This is a genomic window from Pseudidiomarina halophila (genome assembly GCF_003987215.1).
GTDB classification, from domain to species: domain Bacteria; phylum Pseudomonadota; class Gammaproteobacteria; order Enterobacterales; family Alteromonadaceae; genus Pseudidiomarina; species Pseudidiomarina halophila.
In genome coordinates this window covers 696,380-712,232 of record NZ_PIPW01000001.1, presented here as the reverse complement: position 1 = coordinate 712,232, position 15,853 = coordinate 696,380, and the positions used below count along the sequence as shown (strand labels likewise).

General features: G+C 48.8%; 11 protein-coding genes. All 11 read left to right on the top strand.

What is annotated here, in order from left to right; translation table 11 throughout:
- The first annotated feature begins 39 nt into the window (after positions 1–39).
- Positions 40–366: a zinc ribbon domain-containing protein gene (locus CWI69_RS03385; protein ID WP_126761885.1), complete on the top strand. Its 327-nt coding sequence runs from the start codon at positions 40–42 to the stop codon at positions 364–366.
- Positions 366–659, top strand: coding sequence for a YeaC family protein (locus CWI69_RS03380; RefSeq protein WP_126761883.1), 294 nt, complete (start codon positions 366–368; stop codon positions 657–659). The genes CWI69_RS03385 and CWI69_RS03380 overlap by 1 nt, the downstream gene beginning before the upstream one ends.
- A gap of 4 nt (positions 660–663) precedes the next feature.
- Positions 664–1,149 (top strand): GAF domain-containing protein, encoded by a 486-nt coding sequence (locus CWI69_RS03375; protein WP_126761881.1) that lies wholly within the window; start codon positions 664–666, stop codon positions 1,147–1,149.
- Positions 1,142–1,432: a hypothetical protein gene (locus CWI69_RS03370; protein ID WP_126761880.1), complete on the top strand. Its 291-nt coding sequence runs from the start codon at positions 1,142–1,144 to the stop codon at positions 1,430–1,432. Before CWI69_RS03375 ends, CWI69_RS03370 begins: the two co-directional genes overlap by 8 nt.
- Positions 1,425–2,081: an RNA chaperone ProQ gene (gene proQ / locus CWI69_RS03365; RefSeq protein WP_126761878.1), complete on the top strand. Its 657-nt coding sequence runs from the start codon at positions 1,425–1,427 to the stop codon at positions 2,079–2,081. Before CWI69_RS03370 ends, proQ begins: the two co-directional genes overlap by 8 nt.
- A 4-nt stretch (positions 2,082–2,085) precedes the next feature.
- Entirely contained in the window at positions 2,086–4,149 is a 2,064-nt protein-coding gene (gene prc, locus CWI69_RS03360) for a carboxy terminal-processing peptidase (RefSeq protein ID WP_198678873.1), read from the top strand.
- Positions 4,150–4,242: 93 nt separating this feature from the next.
- Entirely contained in the window at positions 4,243–5,625 is a 1,383-nt protein-coding gene (locus CWI69_RS03355; RefSeq protein ID WP_126761876.1) for a sodium-dependent transporter, read from the top strand.
- Between the two features lie 62 nt (positions 5,626–5,687).
- On the top strand, positions 5,688–7,163 hold the full coding sequence (gene nhaC / locus CWI69_RS03350; RefSeq protein WP_126761874.1) for a Na+/H+ antiporter NhaC: 1,476 nt from the start codon (positions 5,688–5,690) through the stop codon (positions 7,161–7,163).
- 8 nt (positions 7,164–7,171) lie between these two features.
- Positions 7,172–9,805 carry an aminopeptidase N gene (gene pepN, locus CWI69_RS03345; protein WP_126761872.1) on the top strand — a complete coding sequence of 878 codons (2,634 nt, stop codon included), beginning with the start codon at positions 7,172–7,174 and terminating at the stop codon, positions 9,803–9,805.
- A gap of 177 nt (positions 9,806–9,982) precedes the next feature.
- Positions 9,983–14,821: an NAD-glutamate dehydrogenase gene (locus CWI69_RS03340; RefSeq protein ID WP_126761870.1), complete on the top strand. Its 4,839-nt coding sequence runs from the start codon at positions 9,983–9,985 to the stop codon at positions 14,819–14,821.
- Complete coding sequence (gene pyrD, locus CWI69_RS03335) at positions 14,821–15,828, top strand: quinone-dependent dihydroorotate dehydrogenase (RefSeq protein ID WP_126761869.1); 1,008 nt, start codon at positions 14,821–14,823, stop codon at positions 15,826–15,828. The genes CWI69_RS03340 and pyrD overlap by 1 nt, the downstream gene beginning before the upstream one ends.
- Positions 15,829–15,853 lie beyond the last annotated feature (25 nt).

Below are 15,853 nucleotides of genomic sequence, written 5' to 3'. Positions count from 1 at the left end.
TTATATTGCTTAGTTCGAAGTATGAAGATAGAGGACATTATGGCACTCATTCATTGCCCTTCCTGTAATAAGCGAATTTCGGATAAAGCGAAAACCTGTCCGCACTGCGAATTTGTACTCGCAGGCCGCACCAGTGAAGACATCGAACGCGAACAGTTGCGCGCGGTGCAACGCCGGAAGGATAAGCTGCTTAGTCAGTCCATGCTAGCGCTACTTTTAGCTATAGGCGCATTCACTTATGTTTTTCTGGAACAACCTCATCCTGACTCGTGGTACGCCAAAGTAAGCTATGGCTTAATGGGCCTTAGCGTGATTTGGTTTTTGATTAACCGCGTCCGCATCATGTTATTGAAAAGAGGCCGTTGATGGAGTTTCAGGACTTACTGGCCAGTATCTCACCGGATACCTACGAGCGCCTGGTACAAGCGGTAGAGACCGGTCGCTGGCCCGATGGTGTCGCGCTTACCGAAGCACAAAAAGAAAATACCGTACAATTGGTGATGGCCTATCAGGCCACCTATTGTCCATCAGAAGAACCTTTCCGTATCGGTGCCGACGGATTGCTGGTTACCCGCAGCAAACGCGAACTGCGTGATAGCCTGCGATCAGATAGCCGGCAGACCATCGCAACCTTTCCACAGTCAGCCGACGAGTCCTAATTGCATGAGCAAAACTGATTACGATTTACTGTTAGCCCAGGCCGAAGCCATCACGTCAGGTGAGCCGGATTTAATTGCCAACTTAAGTAATATATCTGCCCTGGTTTATGATCAGCTGGAAGATGTCAATTGGGTAGGTTTCTACCTGACCCGAGCATCGGAAACACTGGTTCTCGGTCCGTTTCAGGGCAAAGTCGCTTGTTTACGTATCGCTTTTGGTAAAGGTGTGTGCGGAACGGCAGCAGCGACGCGCACCACGCAACTGGTACGTGACGTGCATGAATTTCCCGGGCATATCGCTTGTGATAGCGCCTCCAACGCAGAGGTTGTAGTGCCACTGGTTGTTGATCAACAGGTAGTAGGGGTGTTTGACCTTGATAGTCCTACAGTCGATCGCTTTACGCAACATGATGCTGACGGATTGAGTAAACTTGGTCGTTTCATTGAAAGCCTAAACTGGTCGCAGCTGCGTTGGTCTGAAAATGTATAGTGAGTTTGATGTCTACGCTTATCTTGTCAGCGTGCAAGACATGGTTTTTTTTGATGACGACGCCGAAGTAGCTGTCGATCAGATGAATGAGCTATTACACTATATCAATAGCTACCGTGAAGAAGATGATAATCTGGACGTATTGGAAGAAGTCGTTCGCCGTACACTTTTCGATTGGATAGAGAACCCGGATTTGCTGGGCCTCGAGAGTGATGAAATGCAGGCGTATATTTTGGAACAACTAGCTGACGCCCGTCAGCAGGAAATTGAAGATCATGACTGAAGTTAAGAAATTGAGTAATAACAAAGAGGTTCTGGCTTATCTTGCGGAAAAATTCCCTGCATGTTTTTCTCTCGATGGCGATGCCAAACCATTAAAAATTGGAATTTTTGAAGATCTGGCAAAGCAGCTGGAAGACGATGACAGTGTCAGTAAAACGCGCTTGCGCACGGCGCTGCGCCATTACACCAATAGCTGGCGTTACCTGCGCGCGATGAAGCAAGGCGCTGAACGCGTTGATCTTACTGGAGAGCCGGTAAGTAAAGTAGATGAAGAGCAGCAAACCCATGCGGCAGAGGCTTTGGCCCAATCCAAGGCCGCGGCAGCAGAGCGCAAAAAAGCTGCAACCGCAAAGCCTCGGGCGACACCGCAACGGGCAAAGGTTCCGAATCGAAATAAAACTGCGGAAAAAACTACAGCTGAAACCAAAGCCCCGACGAAGCGGGCTAGCAAGAAAGTGACTCAACCTAAATTACAAGCTGCGGAAAAAGCAAACTTGCGCACGGGACAAAAGGTTCAGGTTAAAGCGGGTAAACAACCTATCGCCGGCGAAGTGGTTGAAGTGGATCGAAATGATGTTGTCGTGCAACTTCACAATGGCTTGACGGTCAAAGTGACGGTAGATGCTATATTTCTAGCGCAGCAGGAGTAATTATATGCCACAGGTAACGATTAAAAATTTAGCTATCGCTGTCGCTTTGCAGTGTGGTCTGGTGTCCGCAGCTATTGCGCTGCCGCCAGCACATGAAATCGACGAGCTACCGGCCTTGAGTCAGGAAGATCAACACAGCGTTGTCAGTCAACGGGTGACTACTTATTTTACCCGTTACCATTTTAAAAACATGGAGTTAGACAATGCTTTATCGGAGCAAATTTTAGATCGTTACCTCGAAATGCTTGACTACAATAAGATGTTCTTGCTGCGCTCAGATGTCGAGCAAGCCAGTGAATACAAGCATTTATTTGATGACATGATCCATTCCGGAAAGCTCAGTCCGGCGTATTCTTTGTTCGAAAAAGCACTGCAGCGTAATTATCAACGCTATGTCTATGCGCTCAGCTTGCTCGACGAAGAAAAGCCATTTGACTTCGCTGCCGAAGGCGACCGTTATCACTATGATCGTGAAGACGCCGAGTGGGCAACCACCAGCGAAGAACTCGATGAGTTATGGCGGCAGCGGGTTAAATACGATGCCCTGAACCTCACCATGGCCGGGAAAGAGTGGCCTGAAGTGGTTGAGACGTTGGGTAAGCGTTACAACAACGCGCTTAAACGTTTGACTCAGACCAACAGCGAAGACGTGTTTCAGACTGTCATGAACGCCTTTGCCCGCAGTGTCGAAGCCCATACCAGTTATCTGTCTCCGGCAAATGCTGAACGCTTTGAGCAAAATATGAATCTTTCGTTGGAAGGCATCGGTGCGGTGCTGCAGTCTGAATTTGACTACACCGTGATTCGTAGTTTGGTTCCCGGCGGTCCGGCCGATAAGTCTGGCGAGATTGCACCAGAAGATAAAATTGTGGCGGTTGCCCAGGGTGATGATGAAGACGCGGAGTTTGTCGATATCGTCGGTTGGCGCTTAGATGAAGTGGTTGAACTGATTAAAGGTCCAAAAGGCACCACGGTGCAACTGCAGGTGTTAAAAGCAAACCAGGCGGCAGGCGCAAAACCTACTGAAATTTCTATTGTTCGCGATAAAGTAAAGCTTGAAGACCGGGCCGCGAAAGTTGAGATTAAAACTATGGAAGAGGGGCCTTACGCCGGTCGGACCATGGGTGTAATCACTATTCCAAGTTTTTACCATAAGCTTACGGATGATGTTAAAAAGCTCATTGAGGAAGTCACAGCTGCCGATGCTGAAGGCGTAATTATTGACTTGCGTGGCAATGGTGGCGGTTCTTTACAGGAATCAATAAGCTTAACGGGTCTGTTTATCGATGAAGGTCCGGTGGTTCAGGTGACTGACGGAAGCGGACGCCGCGAAGTCAACGGCGATCGCGATGGCGAAATCTTTTATCAGGGCCCGTTAGTGGTCATGGTTGACCGGTACAGCGCTTCAGCCTCTGAGATTTTTGCGGCAGCGTTGCAAGATTACGAGCGCGCGCTGATTGTTGGTGAGAATACCTACGGTAAAGGCACAGTGCAGCAGCATCGAGGTCTGGAACGTCGCTTCGACTTTTTTGATGAACCGCTCGGCAGTGTGCAATACACCATCGCTAAATTTTACCGGATAAATGGTGGTAGCACCCAGATGCGGGGCGTTGAACCTGATGTGAAATTTCCTACGGTGACCGACTCGGAAACTTTTGGCGAAAGTAGTCAGGAGAATGCTTTGCCCTGGGATAAAATTGACACAGCCGATTATCAACAATTGGAATTAATTTCTGCGGCGAAGCTTAACGAGTTGCAGGCGTTAAAAGAGAAAAATATTGAGGAAAACCCAGAGTTTTCTTATATCCTCGAAGATGCCGCTGAATACCAGCGTGAAAAAGATAAAACCTGGGTAAGCCTGGTACTTGCTGAACGTAAAGCCGAAGAGCAGGAAGGTGAAGAAAAAGCGTTAGAGCGTGCCAATGAGCGTCTGGTTAGAGCCGGCTTCGAACCGGTCGAAAGCCTTGAAAATGTACCGGATGATTTTGAAGTGCCAGACCCTTATTTAAATGAAACCTTAGTGTTAGGCTTCGAACTGATTGATAACATGAAGCTCGCCATGCACTAACTGTGGTTTGTCACCGCAAAAGCCGCCCTTGGCGGCTTTTTTATAGACTAAACTAAACCTAAAACAATAATAACATTACGGAACAACCCGGTTATGACACGTCCTAAACTAATTGCCAGTCGCTGGTCAAGCCGCATGGCATTTATTCTTGCTTCAACAGCGGCTGCGGTCGGCTTGGGAAATATCTGGAAGTTTCCCTACATTACCGGCGAAAACGGTGGCGGCGCCTTCGTTCTGGTCTACTTACTCTGTATTGCAGTGATCGGCATCCCGGTGATGATGGCAGAAATCATTATCGGCCGGCGTGGGCGGCATAGCCCGGGGATTGCCGCTCGTGAAGTTGCCAAGGAGTCGGGACGCAGTAGCCTCTGGCAAATTACCGGTTGGCTGGGTATGGCGACCGGTTTTTTAGTACTTAGCTTTTACGCCGTGATTGCAGGATGGGCTGCGGCCTATGTCTACGAATCAGCCAGCGGCGCCTTTCAGGGCCAGTCTGTTGCGCAAATCAGCGGCGTCTTTGATCAACTTGTCAGTTCATCACTAAGACTAACCGTATGGCATGCAATTGTTCTGTTGGCCGTGGCAGTGGTGGTTGGCAAAGGCCTGAAAGATGGTCTGGAACGCACCGTACGTTGGATGCTGCCGATAATGGTTGGGCTATTAATCCTGATCGCCATATATGCGGCGTCGATTGGTGATTTTAGCAGTGCAATGAGCTTTATGTTCGCTCCTAATTTCGCTGACCTTTCGATCAACGGGGTGTTACTTGCTCTTGGCCATGCGTTCTTTTCTCTGGGCCTTGCCTCAGGTGTGGTGATTATGTACGGCGCTTATCTGCCACGAGAAACATCAATTGTACAAACCACCTTATGGGTGGCGTTGGCCGACACTTTCGTGGCTCTGCTGGCTGGCTTGGCTATATTCCCTATCGTCTTTGGTAGCCAGCTGGCTCCAGAAGCCGGACCGGGTCTTATTTTCAAGACTTTGCCCGTAGCTTTTAGTACGATGCCAGGTGGTGTTCTGGTCGGTACAGCTTTCTTCGTCATGTTGGTTATCGCCGCATTTACCTCAGCTATCGCGATGATAGAATCGGCAGTTGCGTTTCTTGAAGAAAAATGTGACTGGGGCCGTTGGAAAGCTACTATTGTTGCCGTTTTTAGCTTATGGCTGTTAGGGCAGGTTACTATTTACTCCTTTGCCGGAGCACCCTGGACGCAGATAGACTGGCAGGTTCCGGGCAAGACACTCGGTAGTTGGTTTGATCTTATTGATTACGCCACCGGCTCAATTTTACTGCCACTTGGTGGCCTGTTATTAGCGGTGTTTAGTGGTTGGATAATGACGCGCTCTGCAAGCCAGGATGAACTCGATACCAACCCGACATTGTTCCGTCTTTGGTTGTTTATGGTGCGCTGGTTAGCTCCGGTTATCATCGCAATCATTTTTATGCAGTTGATTGGCGTACTTAATTTTTAAAATAAATTGTTCCACTGAGCAGATAACGACAAAAACATTAAAGGTAACTTTCAGAGACAATTATGCGAAATCAATCCCTTACAGTTTTTAAAGAGCCGAGCTTGCTGCAGGCTACAATTCCATTGCTGGTTCTCATTTGCGCTCTTGCAGGTTCGGTCTACCTGTTTGGAGAAGACTCGTCCTACGGTCCCAACCAGATTGCACTATGGGTGGCCGGTGGTGTTGCGGTTATCATAGGGTTTGTCAACAATTACCGCTGGGACGACATTGAAGAAGGCATTAAGGAAGGGGTCTCTGTTGCTCTGGGTGCCTTACTTATTATCCTTGCTGTTGGCTCCCTGATTGGTACCTGGTTATTATCCGGAACGGTACCAACCATGATCTATTATGGCTTGGAGCTTCTTAACCCGAGTTGGTTCTACGCCGCCAGCGCGCTGATTTGCGGCATCATCGCGCTTGCCATTGGTAGTTCATGGACCACCGCAGCAACTATAGGTGTTGCGTTAATGGGGGTTGCAGCAGGAATGGAATTATCTCCCGGCATTACTGCCGGAGCAGTGGTTTCAGGCGCCTATTTTGGCGATAAAATGTCGCCTTTGTCAGATACTACAAACCTTGCACCTGCGGTGGCCGGCACCGAGTTATTTGCGCACATCAGATACATGGTTTACACCGCAGGGCCTGCTTACCTTATCTCGTTAGTGCTTTTTTTCTTGCTTGGTTTAAATGTCGAAGCTACAACCAGTGCGCTAAAACTCGAAACGATGCAGCTGGAATTGACCAACGCATATAATATTGGCTGGGAGATGTTAGTCCCACTGTTGGTCCTCTTGTACCTGGCTGCGACCCGCAAACCTGCGTTACCCACGGTATTCTTTGGCGCCTTATTAGGCGGCGCCTGGGCTGTGATCTTTCAGCCTGAATTAATCGAGAAACTTGCCGGTGACGGCTCTGCTGTAGCCTCACTCAAGGTGGTGTGGATGGCCCTTACTGACGGTATCGTAGTGGAAACAGGCAGCGAGCAGCTTGATTCACTTCTGAGTGGCGGCGGTATGTCCAGTATGCTCAACACCGTCTGGTTGATTCTTAGCGCCATGACATTTGGCGCAATTGTCGAAAAAATCGGTCTGTTGCAACGTCTTATCTCGGGCGTTCTAGGCTTTGCCAAATCAACCGGGAACTTGATTGCAGCAACATTATTTACCTGTTTTGGTGCGAACTTGCTCACAGCAGACCAATACATGGCCATTGTGATTCCAGGTCGTATGTTCCGGGAAGAATATGAAAAACGCGGGCTTGATGCGCGAGTTCTCTCACGTACCCTGGAAGACAGCGGTACCTTAACCTCCGCGTTGATTCCATGGAACACCTGTGGTGCATTTATGATGGGAACGCTCGCGGTAAGCCCGTGGGAGTACGCACCATTTGCATTCTTTAATTGGTTAACGCCACTCATCGCAATGTTTTATGGTTACACGGGTATTCGTATTTTACACCGTGACAAAGCACCTAATACACCAATCCACGCAAGCAGTTAAGAGTCGTTATGTCGAAGAAGTCAGCAAAATACCGGAGCGATTATCGCGCTCCGGCATTTACTATAGTGAAGGTTCATCTGAGCATTGATCTTGACGATCATGCAACCCGCGTTCACTCACAATTACAGCTTAAAAGACAACATCCCGGGGCACTCGAACTCGACGGTGAACACCTCGAATTACTTGAGCTTGCCGTCGATGGCCAGACACGCTCAGCGGATAGTTACCAATTGACGGACAAGCAGTTAATCCTGAATGACGTACCGGACGAATTTACTCTGGATATCATTACTCAGGTTAACCCCAGTGCCAACAGCGCATTAGAAGGCTTATACAAGTCGGGTGGGGCATTTTGTACCCAATGTGAGGCCGAAGGTTTCCGTCGGATCACTTATTACCTTGATCGTCCCGATGTCCTGGCGGTGTTTACCACAACCCTTACCGCCGATCGCGAACAGTATCCGTACTTGCTTAGTAACGGTAATCTGATTGCCGAAGGCGAGCAGGATAACGGTCGCCATTATGCAACCTGGCACGATCCTCATCCGAAACCGGCCTACCTGTTTGCTTTAGTGGCGGGCGATTTCGACCGTCTTGAAGATCACTATCGCACAGTAGAAGACCGTGATGTGCGCCTCGAATTATTTGTCGATAAAGGTAATCTGAGCCGCGCGACATACGCCATGGAATCACTAAAAAGGGCGATGCAATGGGATGAAGAAAGATTCGGCTTTGCTTATGACCTCGATCGCTACATGGTCGTCGCCGTTGAGTTCTTCAACATGGGCGCCATGGAAAACAAAGGCCTCAATATTTTTAACTCGAAATATGTTCTTGCGGATCAGGCAACGGCTACAGACTGGGATTTTGTTCATGTTGAGTCGGTAATTGGCCATGAGTATTTCCATAATTGGACGGGCAACCGTATTACCTGTCGTGACTGGTTCCAGTTAAGCCTGAAAGAAGGCCTGACGGTGTTCCGCGATCAGGAATTCAGTTCCGATTTAGGCTCCCGTGCAGTGCATCGTATCGACGCCATTCGGGTCATGCGCAGTTTTCAGTTTAATGAAGATGCAAGCCCTATGGCGCATCCTATCCGTCCTGACAAAGTCATTGAAATGAATAACTTCTATACCGTCACTGTGTATAACAAGGGGGCGGAAGTTATTCGCATGTTACATACCTTGTTAGGCGAACAGGGATTTCAGACCGGCATGCAACTGTACCGCGAGCGCCATGATGGACAGGCTGTCACCTGTGAAGACTTCGTGGCGGCCATGGAAACCGCTAATCCGGTTGATTTGCAGCAATTCCGTCGTTGGTATAGTCAGGCCGGTACCCCCGAAGTACGGATCAAGCAGAATTATGACGCCGAACAACGCACTTTGACTCTTAATTTTGCGCAACGAACTCCCGCGACACCGGGTCAGACGGACAAAGCGCCTCTGACTATTCCATTACTCTTCAGTGCCTATAGCACAACGGGTCAGCGTATACTGCTGAAAGGTTCGGAGCAGGTCAGTGAACATGAGTCGGGCAGCCAGCTGTATGTACTAAATGATAGCTCGGCCACACTGAGCTTTGACAATGTTGAAGAGGAACCTGTAATTGCCTGGCTGGAAAATTTTAGCGCACCGGTGAAATTACATGCGTCGATGACGACTGCCGAGCTTGAGCTTTTACTTGGTCACGCGGAACAAGAAGTAACCCGCTGGGAAGCGGCGCAACAAATTTACCTGACGTGTTTGCAGCAGGCAGTAAACGTTAAAGGATCCGCAGAACTCTCTGAAACCCAACTGCAAGCCTTAGTAAAAGTACTGAAGGCGCCGATTGATAATGCCTTAAAGGCTCTCATTTTCACTTTGCCAAGTGCCGAAGAATTGCTGGAATATTATCCTACCGATGCACCACTGGACGCCATTGAGCAAGCCGTAACGAGCCTAGATCGTGCACTTGCTGAAGCTTTGGTTGGGGCTTTTACGGAGACCTACAATGCTCTCGATGATCAACCTGAAGACTTAAGTGGCGAAGCTATGGCGGACCGGGCTTTGCGTCAGCGTTGCCTGTATTTCTTAGCGCTCGCGCAACCGCAACAATACGATGCGGAAGTTGCGCGACTCGCGTTACAGCAGGGCAATATGACAGTACAGCGGGGCGCACTCGAAATTGCCGTGCAACATCAGTTGCCATGCGCCGAACAGGTATTGGAGGAGTTTGCTGAGCAATGGCAGGATACGCCGTTAGTAATGGATAAATGGTTCGCTGTACAAGCCAACGCATTGCACGAGAAGACCGTCGAGCGGGTGAACGATTTACTGGACCATCCGGCGTTTTCTTTGCGCAATCCGAACCGTGTTTATGCGCTGCTTGCGAGCTTCAGCCGCAACAGCTTACGCTTCCATCAACAGGACGGTAGTGGCTATAAATTATTACAACGCATAATTACGCAACTGAATACGCTAAACCCGCAGGTCGCGTCACGCTTAATTACACCTTTCATGCAATGGCGGCGATTTGATACAAGACGTCAGGAAATGCTCAAAGAAAGCCTGCTTCAGCTGCAACAACTTGCTGATTTAGCGCCAGATCTTGATGAGAAAATTGCCAGTGCCCTGGAGCAGAAAGGGGAATCACAGCAATAATCATGCAGTAACCTGTCATAATCATGTTCAGGCCGCGTCAGACGTGGTCTGAACACTACTTTTTCCCAGTAATAAGCATTGAATAGCTTAGCTAAATGTCCGACAATACTAGCTAACATCGTTTTTTGATAAAAACAAAGTAGCGTTACACCTTTCAAGGTTACAAGGATACTTAGCATGAACTCTGTTGGCGATAGCCAGACTCCCGTGATATTGCAAAAAGTGGCCACCCTCATTCAGCAACGCGCGAGCGACCGTGCTGATATCATCCAAGACTTTGCCTTACGTATGTTCCGAAATGTTTCGTCCGATGAACTGGCGCAACGCAACGACAGCGATCTCTATGGCGCAATCATGGGGCTTTGGCATAGTTTTAATGAGTACCGCCCGGGCGACAAAGCCTTAATTAAAGCTTACAATCCTGAAGTTGCCCGGCATGGCTGGGAATCCGCGCACACCATCATCGAGATCATCCAAAGTGATATGCCATTTATGGTCGACTCCATTCGCATGGCATTGTCACGGTTAGGCATTAATTCGCATTTATTGCTGCATTTGCCGCTGAGTCATGAGCGTGATGAAAAGCACCGGATTACCAAGTTACTAAAAGCCGGCACCCGCGGTGACAATGAAGTCGACACGGTATTCCTGATAGAAATTGATCGTCAGACCAGCAAAGATGCAATGGCTCAGTTAAAACGTGAGCTGGCTTCAGTGATGGATGATGTCACGGTGTCGGTTAGCGACTGGCAACCAATGCGTGAGCGCCTTGAAAGTGTAGCGAAAGAGCTGAGCGACATAAATTATCCCGGCGATGCCAATGAGCTCAAAGAAGCGCAGCGCTTCTTAAAATGGCTGGCGCAAGACAACTTTACCCTGATGGGCTATAGACGCTATGACCTGAAAGCGGTAGAAGGCGATCATCAGATTCGACAGGTGGCAGGGTCGAGCTTAGGTCTCATGCGAAAATCGGCGACCAATAAGGAACGTCTGGTTTCCTCACTGCCGGAAATAGCGCGTGAGCTAACCTTTAACAATACCTTATTGCTGGTGACCAAAACCAACTCAAGATCGCGGGTACATCGTCCGGCGTACTGCGACTATATTGGTGTTAAACGCTTTGATAAAAATGGCAAGGTGATAGGTGAAGACCGCTTTATTGGTCTCTACTCAAGTAGCTTCTATAACAACAGCGCGCGTGACGTACCATTAGTTCGTGAAAAAATTAAACGGGTGATGGATGAGTCTGGCTTTGCTTCGAACTCACACGCCGCAAAAGCGCTGCTAAACATTCTGGAAACCTATCCACGCGACGAAGTGGTGCAGGCCAGCGAAGACGACTTACTAGATGTTGGCCTGGGCGTCCTGCAAATGCAGGAACGTGACATGACCCGTTTGTTTGTGCGCCGCGACATCTTTGGACGCTTTGCCTCATGTATGGTGTATGTTCCTAAAGAGCGTTACAACACATTGCTGCGCCAAAAAACTCAGGCGATTTTATCTGCACGACTGGGCAGCAAATACGATGTGGAATTTACTACTTATTTCTCTGAATCCTCTCTGGCGCGCACGCATTATACTGTGCGCGTTGGTGACCACGTACAGGACATTGACGTGAAAGAACTGGAACACGACCTGGTTGAAGCAGCGCGTACTTGGGAAGACAACTTTGAGCGTATATTGCGTAGCACGTTTGGTGAATCCAAGACCAATGCACTCAATAAGAAATATGCCAATGCCTTCCCCCGCGCATACAAAGAAGAAGTATTGCCATCGGTGGCCATTGCTGACATTCAGCAACTGGAAGCGCTCGATAACGAGCACAAGCTGGGTATGTTGTTCTACCGTTCGCGTGAAGAAAACGAACAAAGTAAGCGTATCCGCCTGAAGCTGTTCCACAAAGACGAGCCGATACATTTGTCAGACGTGCTGCCGATGCTGGAAAATTTTGGCTTGCGCATAATTGGCGAGAGCCCTTATCAAATCAAAGCGACCAATGGTGATGTGTTCTGGGTATTGGATTTCCAGATGTTACACAGCAACACCAAGCTTGATCTTGAAGCCAGTCGTGACTTATTCCAGAACGCGTTCGCGCGGGTCTGGGACGGGCACTATGAAGACGACGGTTTTAACCGTCTGGTATTAAGCGCTGGCTTAACCGGACGTCAGGTTATTATTCTGCGCATGTTTGCCAAATACATGCGGCAGATTGGTACCACCTTCAGCCAAAGCTATATTGAGAGTACTTTCAGCAAGTACCCGGTTATCGCAACGCTGATCGTGAAACTCTTTTACAGCAAATTTGATCCCGCAGCTAAAAGCCGCAACAAAAAAATCGAAGCCCTGGAAACGCGCATCACCAGTGAGCTCGATAATGTTGCGAACCTTGATGATGACCGGATTATTCGCCGCTATGTCGAATTAATTCTTGCTGCTTTACGTACTAACTTTTTCCAGAATGATGCAAATGATCAGGAAAAACCGTACATCTCAATTAAGTTCTTACCTGAAAAAGTTCCGGAAATGCCTTTACCGCTGCCGAAATACGAAATTTTCGTTTATTCGCCGCGGGTTGAGGGTGTGCACCTGCGCGGCGGTAAAGTTGCACGCGGCGGCTTGCGTTGGTCAGACCGACGCGAAGATTTCCGTACCGAAGTTCTTGGTCTGGTAAAAGCGCAACAAGTTAAGAATACCGTGATTGTGCCAGTGGGTGCAAAAGGCGGCTTCTACTGCAAAAAACTGCCGGAAGAACGCGAAGCCTTCTTTGAAGAAGGCAAAGAATGCTACCGCACCTTTATCCGGGCATTATTAGACATCACCGACAATATTGTGGCCGGTGATGTTGTTCCACCAAAAGACGTGGTCCGTCATGATGACGATGACACCTATCTCGTGGTGGCTGCAGATAAAGGTACTGCAACGTTCTCTGATATCGCCAATGGAATTTCTAATGACTACAACTTCTGGTTGGGGGATGCGTTTGCTTCAGGCGGCTCAGTCGGTTACGACCACAAGAAAATGGGTATTACTGCGCGCGGCGCCTGGGAGTCGGTCAAACGGCACTTCCGTGAAATGGGGGTCGATTGTCAGACCACCGATTTCACTGCAGTTGGCATAGGTGACATGGCGGGTGATGTGTTTGGTAATGGCATGTTGTTATCTAAGCACACGCGTTTAATCGCTGCGTTCAACCATTTACATATCTTCATCGACCCGGATCCAGATGCGAAGAAAACCTACGCTGAGCGGGAACGTTTGTTCCAGTTGCCACGCTCGTCGTGGGAGGATTATGACAGTAAACTGATTTCTCAGGGTGGTGGCGTATTCTCACGGAGTTCGAAAGCCATTGAACTCAGCCCGGAAATGAAAAAACTGTTTAATACACAGAAGAAATCCATGACCCCAACGGATATGATCCGCGCCATTTTAACGCTGCCGGTCGATTTGTTGTGGAACGGTGGTATCGGCACCTATGTGAAATGCAGCAAAGAAAGCGACAGTGATGTTGGCGATCGCGCCAACGATGCTTTGCGGGTGAATGGTAACGAACTGCGCACTAAAATTGTTGGAGAGGGCGGTAACCTGGGACTTACCCAGCTTGGCCGCATCGAATATGCGCGCAACGGTGGACGTATCAATACCGATGCCATTGATAACGTTGGTGGTGTTGACTGTTCGGATAACGAAGTAAACATCAAGATTTTACTGAACGGGCTTGTTGCTGATGGTGAACTCACGCGCAAGCAGCGTGATAAATTACTTTACGACATGACCGATGAAGTCTCACAAATCGTTATCAAGGATTGTCACCGTCAGTCCCAGTCGATTTCCGTAACGGCCCTGCGTGGCGCTGACCAGATCAAAGAGCTGCAACGCTTTATTCACCATCTGGAGCGTGAAGGTCAGCTTAATCGTAGTCTGGAATTTTTACCGGATGATGATGAACTGGCGGAGCGTCAGGCCAATAATGAAGGCTTCACACGACCTGAGCTTGCGGTTATTACCGCTTACGGCAAGATGGTTTTGAAAGAAGATTTGCTCGATGACGCGGTGATGGAGGATCCATTCCATGCGCGTTCATTGATTAATGCATTCCCGAAACCGCTGCAAGAACCTTATGCGGACGCGATGCAGGCGCACCCATTGCGGGCACAGATTATTGCGACCCGCCTGGCAAATAATATTGTCAACGATATGGGACCTAATTTCGTGTTCAGAAAAATGGATGCGACCGGCTCAACCGCAGCGGAAGTGGCCTCAGCCTACGTAGTTGCGCGTGAGTGCTTCGATCTTCGCGGCTTAATGGAGCAGATTGAAGCTGGCAATAATAAAATACCGGCGCAAATGCAAAACCATATGCTGTTCCAGCTACGTCGCGTGGTACGCCGCGCCACTCGTTGGTTCCTGCGCCATCGCAAACCAGAGCATATGACAATTCAGCAACGTCTCGACTTTTATCAGGGCGCCTTTAATGATCTGCGCAAGAATGTGCTGGATTATTTGGTTCCCGAAGAGCGAGCTGGTCTTGAGAAAGAAATTGAACGTTTAACCAATGCTGGTGTACCAGCAAAACTGGCACAGCAGATAGGCACGTTATCGACCTTGTTCTCAGCTCTTGATATTGCCGATATTGTGCATGAAACGAACCGTAAGGTACGCAGCGTAGCGCTCGCCTATTTCCATCTGGGCGCGCGGGTATCTCTGCATTGGTTCCTTGAGCAAATCAATACACAACCCGTTGACAACCACTGGCAGGCTTTAGCGCGCGCGGCGTTCCGTGAAGAGCTTGACTGGCAACAGCGCTCATTAACCATGAGTATGCTGAAAAGCGGTGATGCTAAAACTGACGGGCTTGAAGTCTTGGATCTTTGGATGAAGGAAAATCAAGCCTATGTAGATCGCTGGTTGCATATGTTGGCCGATTTCCGTACCACTAAGAGCCATGAATTTGCCAAGTTCTCAGTGGCTTTACGCGAGCTAATGTTACTTAACCATAACTGCACGGTGACTTCTTAATGTACGGACTGGCTAAGGCGTGGCTCTTTCGCAAAGATGCAGAGCAAGCACATGAACTCACACTCAACCTGTTGAGTCGTTATGCGCGCACGCCTTTAGCCATGTTTTGGCGGCAAAAAGTAACGCCTAAACCGGTTAAAGTTATGGGTATAACGTTCCCGAATCCGATTGGCCTGGCTGCAGGCCTGGATAAAAATGCTGAATGTATCGAGGCCTTCGCGCAAATGGGCTTCGGTTTCATTGAGGTAGGGACGGTAACTCCAAGGCCGCAGGAGGGGAATCCGAAACCGCGTTTATTCCGCATTCCGGAAAAGGAAGCGATCATTAATCGGATGGGATTCAATAATAAAGGTGTGGATTATCTTGTTGAACAAGTAAAGAACACAAAGTTCAATGGCGTACTTGGCATTAATATTGGCAAGAATAAGGATACGCCGGAAGAGCGTGCCGTCGAAGACTATGTTTACTGTATGCGTAAGGTGTATCCATACGCCAGTTACATCACAGTGAATATTTCCTCTCCAAATACCCCTGGTCTGCGCGCTTTTCAACATGGGGAAGCGTTGGATAAGTTACTCAGCGCTCTGAAGCGGGAACAAGCAGCACTAACCACTAAACATGGCCGTTATGTTCCTGTTGCCGTAAAAATTGCGCCGGACCTGACAGATGAAGAACTGCAGGCCATGGCTCGTGCATTAGTGAAACATGAGATCGATGCGGTAATTGCGACCAATACCACGCTCAGCCGCGACGCGGTAGCAGGATTACCCCATGCCAAAGAGGCCGGAGGCTTAAGTGGGGCGGTGTTATTTGAGGACAGCACCCGTATTGTGCGGAAACTATCCGGATTGCTCGACGGTGCTGTACCTATTATCGCTGCAGGTGGTGTTGATTCGCACGCTGCTGCCAAGGCAAAACTAGCTGCAGGAGCCAGTTTAGTACAGATTTACTCAGGCTTTATTTATAAAGGTCCAAAATTAATTGCGGACATAGTGAATCGCTTGTAATTTAATCTTATCTTAGCTATGTTAA

Bases quoted from the DNA above. Each gene is read 5' to 3' on its own strand.
- CWI69_RS03385 (WP_126761885.1), top strand. From the start codon at position 40: ATGGCACTCATTCATTGCCCTTCCTGTAATAAGCGAATTTCGGATAAA.
- CWI69_RS03380 (WP_126761883.1), top strand. From the start codon at position 366: ATGGAGTTTCAGGACTTACTGGCCAGTATCTCACCGGATACCTACGAG.
- CWI69_RS03375 (WP_126761881.1), top strand. From the start codon at position 664: ATGAGCAAAACTGATTACGATTTACTGTTAGCCCAGGCCGAAGCCATC.
- CWI69_RS03370 (WP_126761880.1), top strand. From the start codon at position 1,142: ATGTATAGTGAGTTTGATGTCTACGCTTATCTTGTCAGCGTGCAAGAC.
- proQ (WP_126761878.1), top strand. From the start codon at position 1,425: ATGACTGAAGTTAAGAAATTGAGTAATAACAAAGAGGTTCTGGCTTAT.
- prc (WP_198678873.1), top strand. From the start codon at position 2,086: ATGCCACAGGTAACGATTAAAAATTTAGCTATCGCTGTCGCTTTGCAG.
- CWI69_RS03355 (WP_126761876.1), top strand. From the start codon at position 4,243: ATGACACGTCCTAAACTAATTGCCAGTCGCTGGTCAAGCCGCATGGCA.
- nhaC (WP_126761874.1), top strand. From the start codon at position 5,688: ATGCGAAATCAATCCCTTACAGTTTTTAAAGAGCCGAGCTTGCTGCAG.
- pepN (WP_126761872.1), top strand. From the start codon at position 7,172: ATGTCGAAGAAGTCAGCAAAATACCGGAGCGATTATCGCGCTCCGGCA.
- CWI69_RS03340 (WP_126761870.1), top strand. From the start codon at position 9,983: ATGAACTCTGTTGGCGATAGCCAGACTCCCGTGATATTGCAAAAAGTG.
- pyrD (WP_126761869.1), top strand. From the start codon at position 14,821: ATGTACGGACTGGCTAAGGCGTGGCTCTTTCGCAAAGATGCAGAGCAA.